The organism is Streptomyces sp. NPDC055103, from assembly GCF_053607625.1.
This window is the reverse complement of the sequence record NZ_JBSGTX010000003.1, coordinates 199871-219282: the sequence shown is the minus strand read 5'-3', so window position 1 is coordinate 219282 and position 19412 is coordinate 199871. Positions and strand designations below refer to the sequence as shown.

Below are 19412 nucleotides of genomic sequence, written 5' to 3'. Positions count from 1 at the left end.
CCGGTCTGGGGTTTGGTCCTCGTGGGTTGGCTGTTGTGTATAAGCTAACGGTTCGTCCGTGTGACGGGGCCCCCCCCACCGGGGGCGCCCCTTCACACGTACGTACTGCTGTGCTCTGCCGCCGCGGGTCAGTGACCGGCGGTCGTGGCCTCGCCCGAGGGCTCGGCGCCGTGTTCGCCGCCCTCGGCCGCGCCGTGCTCGCCCTCGCCGGCCTCGGCGGACGCCGAGGCGGTCGGGGAGGAGCCCGGGGGAGCGGGGACGATCGACGGGCCGAAGTCCTTGAAGTAGCCGTCGGAGGGGACGACGTACGCGCTCAGGCCCACGTCACCGGTCTTGCTCAGCTTGAAGACGACCTTCTGCGCGTCGCCCTTCCTGGCGGCCTCGCTGCCGTTCTCGATGACGGCGGTGGCGTTGCCCGCGCCGCCGATCACGACGGAGCCGAGCGCCGGGACGGTGATCGGGCCGGCGCCACCCGCGGCGGCCGTCAGCTTCACCGTCGCGGTCGTGCCCGGGAGGGTGATCGCGTCGAGGGTCTGCGGCGTGTTGCCGTTGTTGAAGACGGTGGCCGAGACGACGGCCGGGCCCTTCACGCCCTCGTGGGGCTGGGTGATGACGAGCGCGTTCTGGATCTTGACGTCGTCCACGGTGACGGCCGCGTTGTCCGGCTTGACGCCGAGCGTCTGCGCGTCGTTGCCCGCACCACAGGCGGACAGCGCGGCGATGGAGAACACGATGGCGGTAGCGGCGAGGGCGCCGCGTCGAAGGCTGCGGCTCACGGCGGCGGCATCTCCTAGGACGAACGGACAGGTCTGGGGACTAAGGACCAGCTAAAGGTGTGTCAGCGCGCTTAGGTTACCGAGCCGCACTCTCCGTCCCGCACCCGACCCGCCCCTAACCGGCCCCAACCGGCCGCGGTGGTCGTCTGACCGGCCACCCGGATGGCCTCCGGCCCGCCCCGAGGGGTGTCCGGATCGTCGCCGTGAGCGACTCACTGTGGCCGGATCTCGACCCATTGACCTGTTGTTCACATAACCGCCTTGATCAATTCGACGGCCGCCCCGCATTCCCCGCGTCCCCGCTCCGGAAAATCACGGACCGTCGTCGCACTGATCAATTCGGGAATCACCCCGACATGCATCCGTACGGGTGGACGATCCTCGAACGGAGTACGTGGAGAAGGGCGCTCCGAACCGGACAAACCGGGGCATCGTCCCTCCCTGGCGGGGTTGCGGGTACGTGTAACGCGCGCGTTTCCCTCCGTCCGCGCAGCCGCTCCGACCTGCGAATACCGCCTTCCGGAAGCCCTTCGCAGCACGTTCGTGATGCTGTTGTCAAGCCCCGAGATATGCTCTGACCTGCGAAAACGCCATTCAGAAGAAGCTGTATCCGTGTTACCCTGGATAGCCACGGAAGGGGTACCTGTCACATGACGTTCAAGGTTGGCGACACCGTGGTCTATCCCCATCACGGGGCCGCGCTGATCGAGGCCATCGAAACTCGCCAGATCAAAGGCGTGGACAAGACCTACTTGGTGCTCAAGGTCGCGCAGGGCGACCTGACGGTTCGTGTACCGGCGGACAATGCGGAGTTCGTCGGTGTTCGCGACGTAGTCGGTCAGGACGGGCTGGACCGGGTCTTCGAGGTGCTGCGCGCGCCGTACGCCGAAGAGCCGACGAACTGGTCCCGGCGCTACAAGGCAAATCTCGAGAAGCTCGCCTCCGGCGATGTCATCAAGGTCGCCGAAGTAGTGCGCGACCTGTGGCGTCGGGAGCGCGAGCGCGGGCTGTCCGCCGGTGAGAAGCGGATGCTTGCAAAGGCTCGGCAGATCCTGGTGAGCGAGCTGGCTCTCGCGGAGAACACGAACGAGGACAAGGCCGAGGCTCTCCTCGACGAGGTCCTCGCGTCCTGAGCGAGCGCGCTCTGAATCGTTCCGAGCGAACCGTCCCGGTCTTTCCGGACGGTTCGTTTCGAACGCTTCGTTGTGAGCGTGCTTCCAAGTGAAGCGATGCCGCGGTGCCCGCCGGCGCACTGTGAACCACACAGTGCTGCTGCCGGGCGCTGCGGCATGTTCGCGTACGAATGCGGAGCGTACGCGCGGCTACACGCACACAGTCAGCCAAGCCTGTGCGTACCGCTGAAGAGAACCCGCACCCCCTGTTACGTCCGAACCCCTGTGCTCACGCGGCAACGCCTCGACCGTCGTCACGGAAAGGGCCCGGTCAAGGCGTCGCGTCCGGCACGGTGAGGCCATACCCATGTCGGCCGCGGAAACAAACCTGCCGGAGTGCAACCGATGTCAGACGAAGCGCGTCCTTCTCGTACCGCCGTGGTGATCCCGGCGGCAGGGCGGGGCGTACGCCTCGGCCCGGGCGCCCCCAAGGCGCTCCGCACGCTGAGCGGCACCCCCATGCTGATCCACGCCGTCCGCGCGATGGCCGCCTCCCGCGCGGTCTCGCTCGTCGTCGTGGTCGCACCCCACGACGGCGCCGCCGAGGTCAAGAACCTCCTCGACGCCCACGCCCTCCCCGAGAGGACGGACTATCTCGTCGTCCCCGGCGGCGACACCCGTCAGGAGTCCGTCCACCTGGGCCTCCAGGCGCTGCCCGAGGGCATCACCACCGTCCTCGTCCACGACGCGGCCCGCCCCCTGGTCCCCGTCGACACCGTGGACGCCGTCATCGAGGCCGTACGGGACGGGGCCGTCGCCGTCGTCCCCGCGCTGCCCGTCGCGGACACCGTCAAGGAGGTCGAGCCGGCCGAGAAGCCGGGAGACCCCGAGCAGGTCGTCGCGACGCCGGTCCGCGCCCGCCTCCGCGCCGTCCAGACCCCGCAGGGCTTCGACCACGACACGCTGGTCAACGCCCACGCCACCATCGCCCTCACGGGTGAGGGCGCCACCGACGACGCCGGCATGGTCGAGCGGCTCGGCGCGCCCGTCGTCGTCGTGCCCGGCCACGAGGAGGCGTTCAAGGTGACCCGTCCGCTCGACCTCGTCCTCGCCGAGGCCGTACTCGCCCGCAGGAGGGCCAACGATGGCTTCTGAGCAGCCGAACCTCCCCCTGATCCCCCGTACCGGCATCGGCACGGACGTCCACGCCTTCGAGAAGGGCCGCGAACTCTGGTGCGCAGGCCTCCTCTGGGAGGGCGAGGAGTACGGCCTCGCCGGGCACTCCGACGGCGACGTCGCCGCCCACGCCGCCTGCGACGCCCTCTTCTCCGCCGCCGGCATCGGCGACCTCGGCGCCCACTTCGGCACCTCGCGCCCCGAGTGGTCCGGCGCCGCCGGCGTCACCCTCCTCGCCGAGGCCGCCCGGATCGTCCGCGCCGAGGGGTACGAGATCGGGAACATCGCCGTCCAGGTCGTCGGCGTCCGCCCCAAGGTCGGCAAGCGCCGCGACGAGGCGCAGAAGGCGCTGAGCGCGGCGGCCGGCGCACCCGTCTCCGTCTCGGGAACGACCACGGACGGGCTCGGTCTGACGGGCCGTGCCGAGGGCCTCGCCGCCCTCGCGACCGCCCTCGTCTACCCCGTATCGCCGCAGAGGCCGTGAAAAACGTGCCCCGTGATAGCGCAACAGGTCGCGGGGCACTACCACACGCCCACTACCCTGGAGTGGTGACTATTCGCCTGTACGACACCAGCGCCCGGCAGATCCGTGACTTCACCCCGCTCACACCGGGCTGCGTCTCGATCTACCTCTGTGGCGCGACCGTGCAGGCCGCCCCGCACATCGGCCACATCCGGTCGGGGCTGAACTTCGACATCATGCGCCGCTGGTTCGCCTACCGCGGCTACGACGTCACGTTCATCCGGAACGTCACCGACATCGACGACAAGATCATCGCCAAGGGCGCCGACCAGGACCGCGCCTGGTGGTCGATCGGGTACGAGAACGAGCGCGCGTTCAACGCGGGCTACGACGCGCTCGGTTGCCTGCCGCCCACCTACGAGCCCCGCGCCACCGGGCACGTCCCCGAGATGATCGAGATGATGCGCGGCCTCATCGAGCGCGGTCACGCGTACGAGGCCGACGGCAGCGTCTACTTCGACGTGCGCTCCTTCCCCGGGTACCTGGAGCTGTCCAACCAGGACATCGACGACCTGCGCCAGCCCACCGAGGACGGCATCACCGGCAAGCGCGACCCGCGCGACTTCGCGATGTGGAAGGCGACCAAGCCGGGCGAGCCCGACTGGGAGACCCCGTGGGGCCGCGGCCGCCCCGGCTGGCACCTGGAGTGCTCGGCCATGGCCCACAAGTACCTCGGCTCCGCCTTCGACATCCACGGCGGCGGCCTCGACCTGATCTTCCCGCACCACGAGAACGAGATCGCCCAGGCCAAGGCCTTCGGCGACGAGTTCGCGCAGTACTGGGTGCACAACGCCTGGGTCACCATGAGCGGCGAGAAGATGTCGAAGTCGCTCGGCAACAGCGTGCTGGTGTCGGAGATGGTCAAGAACTGGCGCCCCATCGTCCTCCGCTACTACCTGGGCACCCCGCACTACCGGTCGATGATCGAGTACAGCGAGGAGTCCCTGCGCGAGGCCGAGTCGGCGTTCGCCCGCATCGAGGGCTTCATCCAGCGCGCCACCGAGAAGGCCGGGACGACCGTCGCCCCCGCCGACGAGGTGCCGCCGGCCTTCGCCGAGGCCATGGACGACGACCTGGGCGTGCCCCACGCGCTCGCGATCATCCACACCACCGTCCGCCAGGGCAACAGCGCCCTCGCCGCGGACGACAAGGACGAGGCCATCGCCCGCCTCGCCGAGGTCCGCGCCATGCTCGGCGTCCTCGGCCTGGACCCGCTCGACCCGCACTGGGCCGAGGAGTCCGGTGGCGGCGAAGAGCTCCACGGCGTCGTCGACACCCTCGTACGGCTCGTGCTCCAGCAGCGCGAGTCGGCCCGCGAGCGGAAGGACTGGGCGACGGCGGACGCGATCCGCGATCAGCTGAGCCAGTCCGGCCTCGCCATCGAGGACAGCCCCGACGGCCCCCGCTGGACGCTGGGCAACCGTTAGAAGACGTGCCGCTCGGGGCTCCGGGCGGCACACTTCAGTTACAGACTTATGTACGCAGGCAATAGAGGAAACAGGTAGTCATGGCCGGGAACAGCCAGCGCAGGAACCGTCGCACGTCCAACAAGAAGGGTGCGACGGTCGGCAGCGGTGGCCAGCGGCGCAAGGGCCTCGAAGGCAAGGGCCCGACACCCAAGGCCACCGACCGCAAGGGCCACAAGGCGTTCCGCGTCTCCAACGCGATGGCCCGGAACGTGGCCAAGCGCAAGCCCGTCGCGCGCCGCGGCGGCAAGGGGACGTCCGAGATGGTCGTCGGCCGCAACCCGGTCTTCGAGGCGCTGCGCGACGGCGTGCCCGCCACGACCCTGTACGTGCAGCAGTTCATCGACAACGACGAGCGCGTGCGCGAGGCCCTGAACCTCGCCACCGGCCGCGGCAACATCCACATCATGGAGGCGCCGCGCCCCGAGCTCGACCGGATGACGAACAACCTGAACCACCAGGGTCTCGTCCTCCAGGTCCCGCCGTACGAGTACGCGCACCCCGAGGACCTCGCCGCGGCCGCCTTCGACGACAACGAGGACCCGCTGATCGTCGCCCTCGACGGCATCACCGACCCGCGCAACCTCGGCGCCGTCGTCCGCTCCGTCGCGGCCTTCGGCGGCCACGGTGTGGTCGTCCCCGAGCGCCGCGCCGCCGGCATGACCGCCGGTGCGTGGAAGACCTCGGCCGGCACCGCCGCCCGTACCCCGGTCGCCCGCGCCACCAACCTGACGCGCTGCCTGGAGCAGTACCAGAAGGCCGGTCTCACGGTCGTCGGCCTCGCCGCCGACGGCGACCACGAGGTCCACGAGCTGGAGGCGCTGTCCGGCCCGGTCGTCATCGTCGTCGGCTCCGAGGGCAAGGGCCTGTCCCGCCTCGTCGGCGAGACCTGCGACTACCGCGTCCGCATCCCGATGCCGGGCGGCGCCGAGTCGCTCAACGCCGGTGTGGCCGCGGGTGTCGTGCTGTACGAGGCGGCCCGCCGCCGTATGGCGTAACACCTCCGCGTCACACCCCCACGTACGACCCGGCCCCGGCCGCGGCGTTGATCTTGACGGGTCTCGGACATTTGCGAGCCGTCAAGGCAGTGTCCTAAACCCAGATCACTCGGTTAGATGAGTGTGGACACCAGAACGCCCCGGCCGGGGTTCGACGATCAGCCCGCGCTGAGCATGGTCAAAGTGGACTCCGATCCCGCCCAGGTGATCGTGAACCACGCCAGCTTCCGTGTGCGGCTCGCGCCGGCACAGGCGCCGACGTTCGCCGCGAACCCGCGCGTCGCCGCGCTCTCCGGAGCCGGCGGAGGGGCGGGAGCAGGAGGGGGCGCGCCGCGCCGCCGGCCCGTCGTGTGGACGGGGAAGTCCGCGCCGGGCGCGACCGGACTCCTCCAGGCCGTACGCGAGTCCTCCGCCGTCTCCACGCTGGACCCGTCCGTCCGGCACACCGGTCCGGACGCGGGCGCCACGCAGGCCATCCCGCGCATCGACGACACGATGCCTACCCCGGTGGTGCCCGCCGAGGCCGCCGCGCCGCTGCTGCCGCCGATGCGGCGCGCCGAGGGCGCCTACGACGACGTGTACGACCTCCGGCCCGAGACGCCGGGGCCGTACGAGGACGACAGGGCGGCCGGTCGCGACGGCCGCGACGGTCGCCGCCAGGCGCACGACCCCGTCCGGCACGCGTTCTACCCCGGCCGCCGGATGAACCTCGGCGTCGTCCTCCTGCCGCTCCGCGTGTTCCTCGGCTTCATCTCCATCTACGCGGGCATGGGCAAGCTCTGCGACCCCGTCTACTTCGACGGCGGCGAGCGCGGCTCCATGGTGAAGTGGCTCAACTCGCTCCACCCGTGGGCCCTCGCCGAACCGCTCCGCGACTTCGCCCTCCAGCACCCCGTGGGCGCCGGGCTCACCGTCGCGTTCCTCCAGGTCGTCGTCGGCGTCCTCACCGTCCTCGGCCTGTGGCAGCGGGCGGCCGCCGTCGTCGGCGCCCTGCTCTCCGCCGCGCTCATCCTGACCGTCAGCTGGCGGACCGTCCCGGTCTACGACTCCGCCGACATCATCTACCTGGCCGCCTGGTCGCCGCTGATCATCGCCGGCGCCCCCGTCTACTCGCTCGACGGCCGCCTCGCGGGAGAGGCCTGGCGCACCCTCGGCCCCCGCGCCGAACTCTGGGCCCTGCGCCGCCGTGTCACGCGCCGCAGCACCCTCCTCGCCTCGGTCGTCGTCGGCCTCACGCTCCTCATCGGTTCCGTCCTCGGCGGCGCGGTCCGCTCGACCGAGATGGTCACCGTCCCGGGCCCCAACGACGACCCGATCAACCACCTCCCCGGCGCGCCGCTCCCCACGGAGCCGACGCGCCGCGCCCCCTCGAAGAGCGCCTCCACCGCGCCCGAGCCGGCCGCGACCTCCGCGACGACGGAGGCCACCGAGGGCCGCGAGGAGACCGAGGAGGCGACCCGGCCGACCGAGACGACCCCGGAGTCCACCCGCACGCGGGAGCAGCGCCCGACGGCGACGCAGGGCAGCAGCACGGGCTCCTCGACGACCACGCGTCCGCCCACGCGGTCGGACCCGGCCCCGCCGCCGACGACCAGCGACACCCCGACGACCACGGGCGGCACGTCGAGCGGCGGCTCCACGGGCTCGACGGGCGGCAGCAGCACCCCGACGGAGAGCGGCTCGACGACGGGCGGCGCGCAGAACCCGATCGGCGGCCTGCTGGGCTGAGCCGGGAGGACGTACGGAGAGGGGCGGCACCGCGGGGACGCGGAGCCGCCCTTCTGGTCTGCGTACAGAGGTACAGGCGTACCGCGTGCAGAGGTGCTCCGTTGGGCCGGCTTCAGGCCCGCTGGGCGGCGAGCTCCTTGGCGGCCTCGGTCAGGTCCTTGGCGGTGTCGATGGCCCGCCAGTAGGCCCCCTGGGGCAGCGGGAAGCCCGCCAGGCGGCGCTCGCGCGCGAGCCGGGGGAAGGTGGTCCGCTCGTGGTCGCCGAGGTCGGGGAGGAGCTCGGTGAAGGCGGCGGAGAAGACGTACACGCCGGCGTTGATGAGGAACGGCGACGGCGGCGACTCGATGAAGTCGGTGATGTGCCCGAAGTTGTCGGTCTCGACGGCGCCCCACGGGATGCGGGGGCGGGCGAGGGCGAGCGTCGCGAGGGCGTCCCGCTCGGCGTGGAACGCGGCCATCTCGCGGAGCGAGAAGCGGGTCCAGATGTCGCCGTTGGTCGCGTACCAGGGCTGGTCCGGCGCGGGGAGGTGCGTGGCGGCGTACTTGAGGCCACCACCGCGGCCCAGGGGCTCGGACTCGACGACGGTCGTCACCTTGAGGGGGAGGTCGGCGGATTCCAGCCACTCCTGGAGGACCTCGGCGAGGTGGCCGCAGGAGACGACGGCGTCGGTCACGCCCTCGGCGGCGAGCCAGGAAAGCTGATGGCCGATGATCGGGGTCCCGGTACCCGGGATCTCGACCATCGGCTTGGGGCGGTCGTCGGTGTAGGGGCGCAGCCGCGAGCCCTGGCCGCCCGCCAGGACCACGGCCTGCGTCGGATTGATGTGCATACGGGGAACGATAGGCGCCCCGCACGCCCTAGGCCCGAATGCGCGAGGGGACGCGACGTGAGGCTCGACCCGTGGCTCAGGTCGCGGCTCGGCGCGAGGCTCAGGGGAAGGCTCCGGTCAGGTCCCGGCTCGCGGCCCGGGCCAGGGCTCGGGTCAGGGCTCGGGTCAGGTCCCGGCTCGTGGCTCAGGTCGCGGCTCAGCCGGCGCGCATGACGCCGGTCGCGTACGAGGTGTCGCAGACCGGGCGGGAGAAGGACTGGGCACGGGAGGGGCCGTAGTGCTTGACGGCGGCGCGGCCGAGGGCGCGGGCGATGGACATGCAGTGCACGGCGAGCGAGGGCCGGTTCTCCACCTCGCGCTGGAGGTGCGTGAGGGCCGTGCCGGGGTCCTTCTCCTGAAGCTCTGCGAGGAGCTGGTCGCGGAGAATATCCTGCGGGGCACGGGACTTGGCGCGGACGGAGACCTCCGTGGAGGAGGCCGTCAGCTGGGTGGCGGAGTCCTGGCCGGCCCACGGAACGGCGGACACCGCGAGCGTGCCCGAGAGCACCAGGACGACGGGCAGGACGAGGGCGAGAGAGCGGCCGATTCGGCGGGCAGTGTGCGTCACGCAGGCGAGCGTAGCGGCCGGTAGTGATATGGCGACATTTAGTCACTCTCGCGGGGGATGGTTCGAGGCGGCTTTTCGAATTCCGTGTTGACGGCGGGGTCGTGGGCAGGCCCTGAATGCCGGGGTTTTCCGGGGTAAACCACCACTTGGGCGTGTGAGGCGCGAACGGCCCCGCGTCTGCGAGAGACGAGGGGCCGTTCGGGGAGGCTCTACGGATCAGAGGCTCTACGGATCAGTCGCTGAGGCGGGCGCCCGTGGAGGTGGAGAAGACGTGCAGCTCGCCGGCGCGCGGGACGACGTGGAGCGTGGAGCCCTTGGCGGGGACGTCACGGCCGCCGACGCGGACCACGAGGTCCTTGTCGTCGCCGCCGACGCGGGTGGAGCCGTACACGAAGCCGTCGGAGCCGAGCTCCTCGACGACGTTGACCGTCACGGCCATGCCCTGGTCGCTCTCGGAGCCCTGCACGTCGAAGTGCTCGGGGCGGACGCCGACGGTGACGGTGGTGTCGCCGTTGGCGGACGCGGCGGCGATGGCGTCACGGGAGACGGGGACGACGCTGTTGCCGAACTTCACGCCGCCGTCGGCGATCGGGACCTCGATCAGGTTCATGGCGGGGGAGCCGATGAAGCCGGCGACGAAGAGGTTGGCGGGGCGGTCGTACATGTTGCGCGGGGAGTCGACCTGCTGGAGCAGACCGTCCTTCAGCACGGCGACGCGGTCGCCCATGGTGAGGGCCTCGGTCTGGTCGTGGGTGACGTAGACCGTGGTGATGCCCAGGCGGCGCTGGAGACCGGCGATCTGCGTACGGGTCGAGACGCGGAGCTTGGCGTCGAGGTTCGACAGCGGCTCGTCCATGAGGAAGACCTGCGGCTCACGCACGATGGCGCGACCCATGGCGACACGCTGACGCTGACCGCCGGAGAGCGCCTTCGGCTTGCGGTCCAGGTACTCGGTGAGGTCGAGGATCTTCGCGGCCTCTTCGACCTTGGCGCGGATCTCGCTCTTGTTGACGCCGGCGATCTTGAGTGCGAAGCCCATGTTGTCGGCGACGGTCATGTGCGGGTACAGCGCGTAGTTCTGGAACACCATCGCGATGTCCCGGTCCTTCGGCGGCAGGTGCGTGACGTCGCGGTCACCGATGCGGATGGAGCCGGCGTTGACGTCCTCGAGCCCCGCGAGCATGCGGAGCGAGGTCGACTTGCCACAGCCGGAGGGCCCGACGAGGACGAGGAACTCGCCGTCGGCGATCTCGATGTCGAGCTGGTCGACGGAGGGCTTGGTGGCACCGGGGTACACCCGGGTCGCCTTGTCGAAAGTGACGGAAGCCATGGTGATGTGTCCCTTCACCGGCAGGAACGTGCCGGACGATCCGAGTAAAGGAAGGATTGAGGTCTAGTCCACCTGGGTGAACCGCAAGTGACGCTACCTGGCGATGCCCGATCTGTCAGCACTCCGGAGCGCGTGAGATTTCCGGCCGCCACCGGGACGGGTTTGGTTACACTGCACTCGCTGCCTCCTTAGCTCAGCTGGCCAGAGCACCGCTCTTGTAAAGCGGGGGTCGTCGGTTCGAACCCGACAGGGGGCTCCAGGCAAAGGGCCAGCGCAGGCGCATGTTTCCCCGGCGCTGGCCCTTTCGCATGATCACGGCCGTGCCACCTACGTGCCGGAAGGCCCGTCCTTACGGTCCTTCCGGGCCTGGCGGATCGTCTCTCGGCGACCCCGTCGCCCGGACCTGCGCTCCAGCCCGGGCGCCGACCGCAGGCCTGGCAGTTCGGGTCGATGGGTGACGACCCAGGGGCGGCCACGGCACTCGGGCCAGGACGATGCCTCCGGCGGGGGGCTCAGGCTCCAGGGCGGCGGGGGCTCCGTGAGCGGGTGCTCAGGTGGCGTGCTCCACGGACGCGACTGGGTGAAGCGTGGCGACCGTATGGCTGACCCGATCCGGCTAGAGCTAGGGATCAGGTGTTGCCCACGTGGAGGGTTGTGCGCGGTCGGCGCTGGCAGGTCACTCCTGGCCATCGACGAAGCCCGACCGTCGGTTAGGTCCCGGACGAGTCTCCGGGCCGCCCCCAGACACATCGGGGATGCAACCGTTCACTTCAGAGCTGGAACCCCCGGAAGCCGACCGCGCGCTTGAAACCCTAGGGGGATGCACTGACAACGGTGCTGTCTGGGCTGAGTGTCCAACTGCGACGCCTCGAAGGCATCTTGCTTGAGTGGCCGCCCGTGCGGCGTGCGGTCCATCTGTGGACGGCGGAGGCGTGGCGATGCTCTGTCGACCCTCTGGCCGGCGTTGACGCGCAGGACTCACGCGCCCTCCGGAGGCGTGGGTCATGAGCGGCATCATGGTCTTCATGGCTTCCGAACCGCTCCATGCCCCGATCGAAAGCACCCACGTCACGGTGACGGATGGTGCCGCACTCGTCTTCACGTGGGATGCGGACGCTCGGATCGAGGTGCGAAACCTCGGGGGTGAGGTTGTCATCGAGGCGAATGCCGCGGGCCTCAGGACGCTTGCTGGGCACCTGCTCGTGCTGGCCGGCGACGGCGTTTCCGACGGAGCGCACCTGCACCTCGAAGACAACAACGGGCTGGAAGACGGCTCCGTCGGCTTGGTACTGGAGCGGAGCGACGAGGAGTAGCGCCTTCGGCGCGCAGGCCATCCGGTCGCATATGGCTTCCCAAGTAGGGTGCCGCGCATGACCACTTCTCCCGATCACGTCGACAGCAGAGAAGACCTGGCATCCTTCGTTCGCTCTCTGCGCCGTGGCTGTGCCGACGACGGTGACTCGTGGGGCAACGCAGACCTTGCCGGGTTCCTGGAAGCCCTGGCGGCATGGGTTGACGACGCGGACGGGTGGTACCGCAACGCCGGCCACGAGCTGCCTGTCGACGGAGACTGGCGTTTCTTCGCCCGAGCGCTCCAAGCGGCGACGACGTACGAGTAGGAGGCACAGCAGAGCAGCCCCGGACGGGATCCGGGGCTGCTCTGTCGTGGGATGCGCTGCTGGGCGCCGGCGAGTGCCGCCAGCACGAGAGAGAGTCGGTCGATCCGCCTAGGGCGCCGCGGTTACCCGGCGCCTCGACTTCATGAGGATCCCCGCCTAGGGCATCCCCACCTATGGCCTGACGGCAGCCCCTTCCCCGTCCGCAGGCCGGCGCATGCTGGACGCGGCTGCCGCCCACGCCGTGGCCGGCAGCGACAAATGGATTGCTCCGGTATTTCCCAGTCGTGATCATGTGCCGAATGCGATTCTTTCCCGCCTCCGCGGACCCGACCGCCCTGGACCGTGCCGTCGCCTACCCGGCCGACGGTCCCATCGTCCCCCTGACCGCTGAGAAGATCCGCGAGGAGCTTGACGCCGACCAGTTCCGCCCGGAGTGGGTCTGGCTGGCCGAGGACGAGGACGGGAACGTCCTTGCCCGTGCGCTGTGGTGGGGCCGTGCCGACAGCGAGCGCCCCATAGCGCTCGACTGTCTTCAGGTCCGCTCCAGCGTCGCCGATCCGGTCGCCGTCGCCACCGGGCTTCTTGACGCCGGGCATGCCGCCTTCGGCGCGCGCCCGCTGTACAACCTCTCCCTCCCCGCGGACTGGAGCAGCCGACCGGAACTCGGCCAGGCGGTGGCCTGGCGTCGCGAAGCGGGCCTGCGCGCAGGGCTGAGCCGGGAGATTCAGCGCCTGCGCTACGAGTGGACCCCGGCGGCGGGACTGCCCCAGGCCGGCGGGCGGTTGACGTTCCGCGAGGGCGACGACGAGGAGTTCCTGGACGCCTTCGTCCGGGTGTCGACCGACAGCCTCGACGAGGCCACCCGGGACGAGCTGCGCACGAAGAGCGCCAGGCAGCTGGCCGAAGAGGACATGGAGTTCTACCTCGACTGCCCGGGCGAGCGCTCCTGGTGGAGGCTCGCGGAGCTGCCCGACGGGACGCTCGCCGGCCTGGCCCTCCCGTCAGCGACCCCGTACAACCGCAACGTCGGGTACCTCGGCGTCGTACCCGAGCAGCGAGGCAAGGGACTCATCGACGAGATCCTCGCCGAGATCACCCGCTTCCACGCGACCGAACGCGCCGAGCGCATCACCGCGACCACGGACACCACGAACCTCCCGATGGCCGCCGCCTTCGACCGCGCCAACTACGCCGTGACGGAGATCCGCATGGTCCTGGAGACTCCGAGGTCCGCGTGACGTGCCGACGACAGCGCCTGGGTGTCCCGCCCCGGCCCGCCGTCGTGTCTCAGTCGTAGAGGCGGGCGGCGGACGGGGCGGTGGGGTTCTGGTGGCCGGGTGTCGTGTACGCGAAGTTGAGGACCGTGCGCCGTAGGCCCGGGCGGTCGAGTGGGGTGACGCGGTGGGCGGTGCGGTCGCTGCGCAGGACGTAGGCGTCGCCCGGGCGGTGGTGTGCCCGGTGGGTGCCCGGTGCGTCGAGGGCGTCGAGGTCCCCGCGGCCGGGGTGGAACTCCAGCAGTCCGCCGTCGGCGGGGTGCGGCGGGGCTTCCAGGAAGAGGACGAGCGCGAGCGGGTAGTCGTCCGTGTGGGCGCCGTGGGTGTCGCCGGGGCGGTGGAGCACGTTCAGAACGTGCCGCTCGACGCTCACCGCCGTGCACGGCACCACCCTCGTCATCACGCTGAACCGGCCCGCCGTACGCAACGCCGTCGACGCCGCGACGGCCGCCGCCCTGGACGCGGCGCTGTCCGCGCTGGAGGACGACGACGCGTTGCGCGTCGGGGTGCTGACCGGAGCAGCCGGTCACTTCTGCTCCGGGACGGACCTCAAGGCGTTCCCCGAGCACGGCATCCCGACCGCGGCCTGGCCGGGCTGACCCGCGCGACCCGCACCACTCCGCTGATCGCCGCCGTCGAGGGCGCGGCCGTCGCCGGCGGCTTCGAACTCGCCCTGGCCTGCGATCTGATCGTCGCAGGCCGGTCGGCCTTCTTCGGTCTGCCCGAGGTCGCCAGGGGCCTCGTCGCGTCCGAGGGCGGGGCCATCCGGCTGCCCACCCGCCTGCCCTACCACCTGGCCATGGAGTTGCTGCTCACCGGAGACCGGCTGGCCGCCACCCGCGCCGAACACCACGGTCTGGTGAACCGCCTCGTACCGGACGGGCAGGCGGTGACCGCCGCCCTCGGCCTCGCCGAGGAGATCAGCCGCCACACCCGCGACGCCGTCGCCACCGTCAAGCGGATCGTCCACCTGACACGGGGCCACGACGAGCCCACCGCTTTCGCCCTCCAGGACCCGGTCAGCGACGGGCTGATGGGGTCCCCGCAGGCGGTCGCCGGCGCACGACGGTTCACCCGGCGGGCGACCTGACGGCGGCCGGCTCCGTCGTCCCTCAGCCGGCGCCTGGGACGACCAGGCCGGACTCGTAGGCCAGGACCACCAGTTGGGCGCGGTCGCGGGCGTGCAGCTTGGTCATGGCCCTGTTGACGTGGGTCTTCGCCGTCGCCGGGCTGATCACCATGCGGTGCGCCAGCTCGTCGTTGGACAGGCCCTGCGCGACGAGGGTGACGGCCTCGCGTTCGCGGGCGGTCAGGTGCTTCAGCGCCGCGCCGGCGCCGGCGCCGGTGCCGGTGTGGGTGGGGGGTGGCTGGGTGACGTAGCGGGCGATCAGTTTGCGGGTGATCGAGGGCGCGAGCAGGGCGTCGCCGCGCGCGGCCACGCGGACGGCGTGCAGGAAGTCCTCCGGCACGATGTCCTTGACGAGGAACCCGGCCGCACCCGCGCGCAGCGCGTGGAAGACGTACTCGTCCAGGCCGTAGTTGGTCAGGATCACGACACGTACGTCGGAGAGGGCGGGGTCCGTGGCGATGTGCTCGGTCGCCTTGATCCCGTCCATCACCGGCATCTGGATGTCGATGAGCGCGATGTCGGGGGCGTGCTTCCTGGCGAGTTCCAGGCCCTCCTGGCCGTTGGCGGCCTCGGCCACCACCTCTATGTCGTCCTCGAGGTCGAGGAGCGCGCGGAAGCCGCTCCGGATCAGGGGCTGGTCGTCGACCAGCAGGACGCGGATCATGACGCCCCTTCCACGGGGAGTACGGGGAGTGTGGGGAGTACGGGGAGTGTGGGGAGTACGGGGAGTTCCGCCTCGACGGCGAAGCCGCCTCCGTGGCGCGGCGCTGCCCGCAGGCGGCCGCCGAGGGCCGTGACGCGTTCGCGCATCCCCAGCAGCCCGATGCCGGGTACGGGCGCGGCGGCCGCCGTGGCCCTGCCGTCGTCGTCGATCCGGAGGACGACCGCGTCCGGGCGGTAGTCGATCCGTACCGATGCCTCGGTCGCCTCCGCGTGCCGGGCGACGTTCGTGAGCGACTCCTGGACGATCCGGTAGACGGTCCGGCCCACCGCGGCCGGCACGCCGCGTGGGTCTCCCGCGATCGTCAGGGTGGCCTTCGGGCCGGTCTTCTCGGACCGTTCCACCAGGTCCGGGACGTGTTCGAGTCCGTGCGGAGGGCTCGTGTCGTCGTCGCGGAGCGCCTCCAGCGTCGCCCGGAGCTCCCTGGCGGCGTCCCGGCCCGCCTCCCGGATCGCCAGCAGCGCCTCCGGGACCTCCTCGCCCCGCTTCCGGGCCACGTGCACGGCGACCTCCGACTGCACCTTGATGACGGAGATCTGATGGGTGAGCGAATCGTGCAACTCCCGCGCGATGTGCAGCCGTTCCTCGTCCGCTCGGCGCCGCGCGGTCTCCTCCCGGGTGCGCTCCGCCTCGTCCGCTCGCCGCTCCGCCTGCCGGAGCGCCTCACCGGCGGCACCGGCGGCGATCAGCCAGGCGATCTCCAGGGCACCTCGGGCCTGCGCGAAGGCCTCGCCCGTCGTGTGCGGGCCCGAGACCAGGGCCGCGAGCGGGAGCGCGGCCAGCACCGTCACGCTCGCCGCCACCGTGACGATCCGATGGCCGGCTCGCATCGCCGCGTACACCGCGAACAGGAACGCGACGGCTGCCACGTCGAAACCGGCCGCCTGGTACCCGACGGCGCAGACCCCGGTGACGGCCAGCACGGCGACCGGGGCGCGGCGCCCGGCGGCCAGCGCCAGCCCTCCGGCCACCAGCAGCGCGTAGCCGAGCAGGCCGCGCGCCGAGGCGGGGTGCTGTGCGGACACCCCGGTGACCAGCAGCGCCGCCGCCACTCCGACGGCGGTCAGGAAGTCCCTGGCCTCGGGTCGCACACCGAAGCGTCCCTTGTTCATGCGGGCACCCTAGCCGGATGGCCCGGCGGTGGAATCCCGCTCGCGGACGAGTGGCGGGCTACTGCGCACGCAGTACTTTCGCGGCGCCTGCCACGACCGCGGTAGCGCGAAGTGTCCGCGTCCGCGGGACGACCGGAGTGGTCGCGGCCGACAGGATCGGACCATGTCCAGTCGTAGGAGGAGAGCCCGAGTGAGCACGAGCACGAGCACGACCACGAGCACGAGCACGACCACGAACACGAGCACGAGCACGAGCATGTGTAGTACGCGTGGGAGCCGTCGTCGTTCTGTGTCTGTTCGCCGTCTGTTTCCGGCCTTCGTCGGGGCTGCTCTCGTGGTCCCTCTCGGCGGAGGTCTCGCTCTCGCCACACCCGCGGCCGCGTCCGCCTCGGCCCAGCCCGTCGCCGCCGCCGTCACCGACTTCAGCCTGGGGCGGATCGGCGCCGCCTCGGGCGGGCTGGTCGCGCTGGTCGGCGTCGTCGTCGCCGTCCTCGCGCTGATCCGCCCCGCCGGTCCCGTCGGCACCGCCCGCGGGCCGCGCGGAGCCCTGGCGGCCTTGGCGGCGGGGGCGGTCGGCCTGGTTCTCGGCGGGCTTGTCGCGGTCACCGCCGACGCCGGTATCGGTACCGGCAACGGTCGTGGCGGGGCCTACGTGGCCCTGCTGCTGGGGCTGGTCGCCACGGTCCTCGGCGGGGTCGCTCTGGCCCGCTCCCGGCGTACCGGCTGACCGGCTGACCGGCGGAGTTCCTCACGCTCCCCGTCCGCTCCCACCCGCTTCTTACCCGCTGGTTCTGTGTCCCGGACCGGCTCGGTCCGGGACACTTGTGCGTTACGGGGTGTACAGGTGGCGCGGGGTTGTCGGGGAGAGGTGCGGGGATGGGGCGGCGTTCCGGTGGGCTGATCGGCGTGTGGGCCGAGCAGCAGCGGGTTGCGCAGAGGGAGCGGGAGGGGCAGCAGCAGGCGGTGCTGCGGCAGCGCAGGGAGGCGGAAGGGGCGCAGCGGGCGCACGAGCGGGACGTCGCCCGGATGCAGAAGGAGCAGCGCGCCGCCTACCGGCGGCATCGGGACGAGGACGCTCTCCGGCGGACCCATGAGCTGGACGCGCGGGTCGCCCAGCTCCAGGGGCTGCTCGTCTCGGGGTGCCGGGCCCCCGCCCTCGGCGTGGAGGGACTGCGGCGGAGCGAGGAGGTCGCGCCGTTCGCGCCCGGGGCGTTGGGGGTGCCCGTGGCCATGCCGGATCAGCGGTACTACCAGGACCACGGCGGCCGGGAGCGGTTCGAGCGGGACTGGTACGCGGCGCAGGCCGCCGAGGCGCGGCGTCTGGAGCAACTGGCCGCGTACCGGGCGGCGTACGACTCCTGGGCGGAGGAGCGGACCCGGGAGATCCGGCAGCACAACTCCGGGGTCGCCGGGGCCGCCGACGCCCTGCGGATGGGAGAGCCGGAGACCGTCGTCGAGTTCTTCTCGGCCGTGCTCTTCGCCTCGACCGCCTGGCCCGAGGGGTTTCCCCGGGAGGTCGTCGCGGCGTACGACCGCGGCGGGCGCACGTTCGTCCTGGACTGGGACCTGCCCGGGTACGAGGTCGTGCCGGCCGCCAAGGGGGTCAAGTACCTGCCGAGCACCGACCAGGACAAGGAGGTCCCGCGGCCGGTGACGCAGCGGCGGGCCCTCTACCGGGACGTGCTCGCGCAGAGTGTGCTCCTCGCCGTACGGGAGCTGTTCGCCGCCGATCGGGGTGGGGCGCTGGAGGGCGTCGCCCTGAACGGGTACGTCGGGGGTGTCGATCCCGCCACCGGGCTCGCCGGGCGCGTGTGCGTCGCCTCCGTCGTCGTGGGGCGGCAGGACTTCGACCGGTTGAACCTGGAGCTCGTCGGGGCCGTGGAGTGTCTGACCGGTGCCCTCGCCGGGCGGCTGTCCGCCAAGCCCGAGGACCGGGTCGCCGTGCCGCCGCTGCGGACGCCCGAGCAGGTGGGCACGGACGTCGTCGTCCAGGGGGACGGCGAGGAGCCCGATCTGCTCGCCATGGACCCGATCGCCTTCGAGGGGCTCGTCGCCGAGTTGTTCAGGGCCCGTGGGCTCCAGGCCGTCACCACCCGCCGGTCCAACGACGGCGGCGTGGACGTCGAGGCCCTGGACTCCGACCCGATCAGCGGCGGTTCGATCGTCGTGCAGGTCAAGCGGTACCGGAACACCGTCCCGCCGACCGCCGTCCGTGACCTGTACGGGACCGTGCAGGACGCCGGGGCGAACAAGGGCGTGCTCGTCACGACCTCGAAGTTCGGACCGGGTTCGTACGCCTTCGCCAACGGGAAGCCGTTGACGTTGATCTCCGGGACCGAGCTCGTCGATCTGCTCCATCAGCACGGGCTGCGGGGGCGGTTGGGGACGGGGGAGGTGGCGTCGCCCGGCCCCGTCGAGGCCGCCGTGGCCCCGCCCGCCGTGACTCCGCCCGTCGACGCCGCCGACGACTTCAACCTGCTCGGCATGGTGTGGTCGGGGTCCACCGCTCTCGACGTGTGCGCCCTGGTCTGCGCGGGCGGCCAGGTCCTCGGCGACGAGTGGTTCGTCTTCTTCAACAACCCCGCCACACCTGATGGTTCGGTCGCCATGGTCGCCGCCGCCACCGGCGACCGGGCCGCCATACGGGTCGGCTTCGACGCGCTGCCCGCCCGCGCCGACCGGCTGGTCCTCGTGGCCGCGGTGGACCCGGAGGTGAACCCCGACGCCGATCTGAGCGGGTTCTCCGACGCCGGAATCCGGCTGCGGGACGACTCGGGGAACGAGCTCGACCGCCTTGAGGTGTCCGACGGGCGGCCCGGCGAGACCGCGCTCGTCCTCGGGTCGTTCCGGCGGCGCGCCGGCGGCAACTGGGACTTCGTCCTCGGGGGGAAGGGGTACCGGGGCGGCCTTGAGGAGCTGGTGGGGGACTTCGGGATCGAGGTGGAGTGACCCGTGGAGTGGGGGCGGGTGGAGTACTGGAGTAGGGGGCGGGTCGGACGGGTGGCTCGTGGC

The 19412-nt window shown here is 71.6% G+C and carries 20 protein-coding genes and 1 tRNA gene; 14 read left to right on the top strand and 7 right to left on the bottom strand.

Annotation, left to right across the window (positions count from 1 at the left end; all coding sequences use genetic code 11):
• Window positions 1–128 precede the first annotated feature (128 nt).
• A complete protein-coding gene (locus ACWFR1_RS04135; RefSeq protein ID WP_453546211.1) occupies window positions 129–776 on the bottom strand; it encodes a DUF461 domain-containing protein in 648 nt (215 codons plus the stop codon).
• Between the two features lie 650 nt (window positions 777–1426).
• On the opposite strand from ACWFR1_RS04135, the gene ACWFR1_RS04130 reads away from it, so the two are divergent.
• The 6 genes from ACWFR1_RS04130 (at window position 1427) to ACWFR1_RS04105 (ending at window position 7779) form a co-directional block, all read left to right on the top strand.
• The gene (locus ACWFR1_RS04130; protein WP_003953493.1) at window positions 1427–1909 is read left to right on the top strand and encodes a CarD family transcriptional regulator; all 483 of its coding nucleotides are present in this window, start codon (window positions 1427–1429) and stop codon (window positions 1907–1909) included.
• A gap of 384 nt (window positions 1910–2293) precedes the next feature.
• The gene (ispD, locus tag ACWFR1_RS04125; protein ID WP_453546209.1) at window positions 2294–3043 is read left to right on the top strand and encodes a 2-C-methyl-D-erythritol 4-phosphate cytidylyltransferase; all 750 of its coding nucleotides are present in this window, start codon (window positions 2294–2296) and stop codon (window positions 3041–3043) included.
• On the top strand, window positions 3033–3548 hold the full coding sequence (gene ispF, locus ACWFR1_RS04120) for a 2-C-methyl-D-erythritol 2,4-cyclodiphosphate synthase (protein ID WP_453546207.1): 516 nt from the start codon (window positions 3033–3035) through the stop codon (window positions 3546–3548). The genes ispD and ispF overlap by 11 nt, the downstream gene beginning before the upstream one ends.
• Window positions 3549–3613: 65 nt before the next feature.
• On the top strand, window positions 3614–5014 hold the full coding sequence (gene cysS, locus ACWFR1_RS04115) for a cysteine--tRNA ligase (protein WP_453546205.1): 1401 nt from the start codon (window positions 3614–3616) through the stop codon (window positions 5012–5014).
• Window positions 5015–5094: 80 nt separating this feature from the next.
• The gene (gene rlmB / locus ACWFR1_RS04110; protein ID WP_376411150.1) at window positions 5095–6051 is read left to right on the top strand and encodes a 23S rRNA (guanosine(2251)-2'-O)-methyltransferase RlmB; all 957 of its coding nucleotides are present in this window, start codon (window positions 5095–5097) and stop codon (window positions 6049–6051) included.
• 117 nt (window positions 6052–6168) lie between these two features.
• Window positions 6169–7779, top strand: coding sequence for a DoxX family membrane protein (locus tag ACWFR1_RS04105; protein ID WP_453546203.1), 1611 nt, complete (start codon window positions 6169–6171; stop codon window positions 7777–7779).
• A 112-nt stretch (window positions 7780–7891) separates the two neighbouring features.
• On the opposite strand, the gene ACWFR1_RS04100 is transcribed toward ACWFR1_RS04105, so the two are convergent.
• The 3 genes from ACWFR1_RS04100 to ACWFR1_RS04090 form a co-directional block, all read right to left on the bottom strand.
• Window positions 7892–8608 (bottom strand): nucleotidyltransferase family protein, encoded by a 717-nt coding sequence (locus tag ACWFR1_RS04100; RefSeq protein ID WP_453546201.1) that lies wholly within the window; start codon window positions 8606–8608, stop codon window positions 7892–7894.
• A 196-nt stretch (window positions 8609–8804) separates the two neighbouring features.
• The gene (locus ACWFR1_RS04095; protein WP_453546199.1) at window positions 8805–9215 is read right to left on the bottom strand and encodes a hypothetical protein; all 411 of its coding nucleotides are present in this window, start codon (window positions 9213–9215) and stop codon (window positions 8805–8807) included.
• 232 nt (window positions 9216–9447) lie between these two features.
• Window positions 9448–10545 carry an ABC transporter ATP-binding protein gene (locus ACWFR1_RS04090; RefSeq protein ID WP_453546197.1) on the bottom strand — a complete coding sequence of 366 codons (1098 nt, stop codon included), beginning with the start codon at window positions 10543–10545 and terminating at the stop codon, window positions 9448–9450.
• A gap of 182 nt (window positions 10546–10727) precedes the next feature.
• On the opposite strand from ACWFR1_RS04090, the gene ACWFR1_RS04085 reads away from it, so the two are divergent.
• The 4 genes from ACWFR1_RS04085 to ACWFR1_RS04070 all read left to right on the top strand — a co-directional run bounded on the left by ACWFR1_RS04085 (window position 10728) and on the right by ACWFR1_RS04070 (window position 13402).
• Window positions 10728–10804: transfer RNA gene (locus tag ACWFR1_RS04085), tRNA-Thr, on the top strand.
• A gap of 745 nt (window positions 10805–11549) precedes the next feature.
• Complete coding sequence (locus tag ACWFR1_RS04080; RefSeq protein WP_453546194.1) at window positions 11550–11858, top strand: Imm32 family immunity protein; 309 nt, start codon at window positions 11550–11552, stop codon at window positions 11856–11858.
• 57 nt (window positions 11859–11915) lie between these two features.
• Window positions 11916–12164: a DUF7660 family protein gene (locus ACWFR1_RS04075; RefSeq protein WP_453546192.1), complete on the top strand. Its 249-nt coding sequence runs from the start codon at window positions 11916–11918 to the stop codon at window positions 12162–12164.
• A 299-nt stretch (window positions 12165–12463) separates the two neighbouring features.
• On the top strand, window positions 12464–13402 hold the full coding sequence (locus ACWFR1_RS04070; RefSeq protein WP_453546190.1) for a GNAT family N-acetyltransferase: 939 nt from the start codon (window positions 12464–12466) through the stop codon (window positions 13400–13402).
• Between the two features lie 49 nt (window positions 13403–13451).
• Here the strand turns inward: ACWFR1_RS04070 and ACWFR1_RS04065 are convergent, their stop codons facing one another.
• Window positions 13452–13838 carry a HalD/BesD family halogenase gene (locus ACWFR1_RS04065; protein ID WP_453546188.1) on the bottom strand — a complete coding sequence of 129 codons (387 nt, stop codon included), beginning with the start codon at window positions 13836–13838 and terminating at the stop codon, window positions 13452–13454.
• On the opposite strand from ACWFR1_RS04065, the gene ACWFR1_RS04060 reads away from it, so the two are divergent.
• Both ACWFR1_RS04060 and ACWFR1_RS04055 read left to right on the top strand, forming a co-directional pair.
• A complete protein-coding gene (locus ACWFR1_RS04060) occupies window positions 13816–14037 on the top strand; it encodes an enoyl-CoA hydratase-related protein (protein WP_453546227.1) in 222 nt (73 codons plus the stop codon). The genes ACWFR1_RS04065 and ACWFR1_RS04060 overlap by 23 nt on opposite strands.
• Complete coding sequence (locus ACWFR1_RS04055) at window positions 13971–14528, top strand: enoyl-CoA hydratase-related protein (protein WP_453546225.1); 558 nt, start codon at window positions 13971–13973, stop codon at window positions 14526–14528. Before ACWFR1_RS04060 ends, ACWFR1_RS04055 begins: the two co-directional genes overlap by 67 nt.
• A gap of 22 nt (window positions 14529–14550) precedes the next feature.
• Here ACWFR1_RS04055 and ACWFR1_RS04050 read toward each other — a convergent pair whose 3' ends face one another.
• Both ACWFR1_RS04050 and ACWFR1_RS04045 read right to left on the bottom strand, forming a co-directional pair.
• Window positions 14551–15231 carry a response regulator gene (locus ACWFR1_RS04050; protein WP_453546185.1) on the bottom strand — a complete coding sequence of 227 codons (681 nt, stop codon included), beginning with the start codon at window positions 15229–15231 and terminating at the stop codon, window positions 14551–14553.
• The gene (locus tag ACWFR1_RS04045) at window positions 15228–16400 is read right to left on the bottom strand and encodes a sensor histidine kinase (protein ID WP_453546183.1); all 1173 of its coding nucleotides are present in this window, start codon (window positions 16398–16400) and stop codon (window positions 15228–15230) included. The genes ACWFR1_RS04050 and ACWFR1_RS04045 overlap by 4 nt, the downstream gene beginning before the upstream one ends.
• Window positions 16401–16689: 289 nt before the next feature.
• Here ACWFR1_RS04045 and ACWFR1_RS04040 point away from each other — a divergent pair, with 289 nt between their 5' ends.
• Complete coding sequence (locus tag ACWFR1_RS04040; protein ID WP_453546181.1) at window positions 16690–17127, top strand: DUF6223 family protein; 438 nt, start codon at window positions 16690–16692, stop codon at window positions 17125–17127.
• A gap of 149 nt (window positions 17128–17276) precedes the next feature.
• Window positions 17277–19349 (top strand): restriction endonuclease, encoded by a 2073-nt coding sequence (locus ACWFR1_RS04035; RefSeq protein WP_453546178.1) that lies wholly within the window; start codon window positions 17277–17279, stop codon window positions 19347–19349.
• Window positions 19350–19412 lie beyond the last annotated feature (63 nt).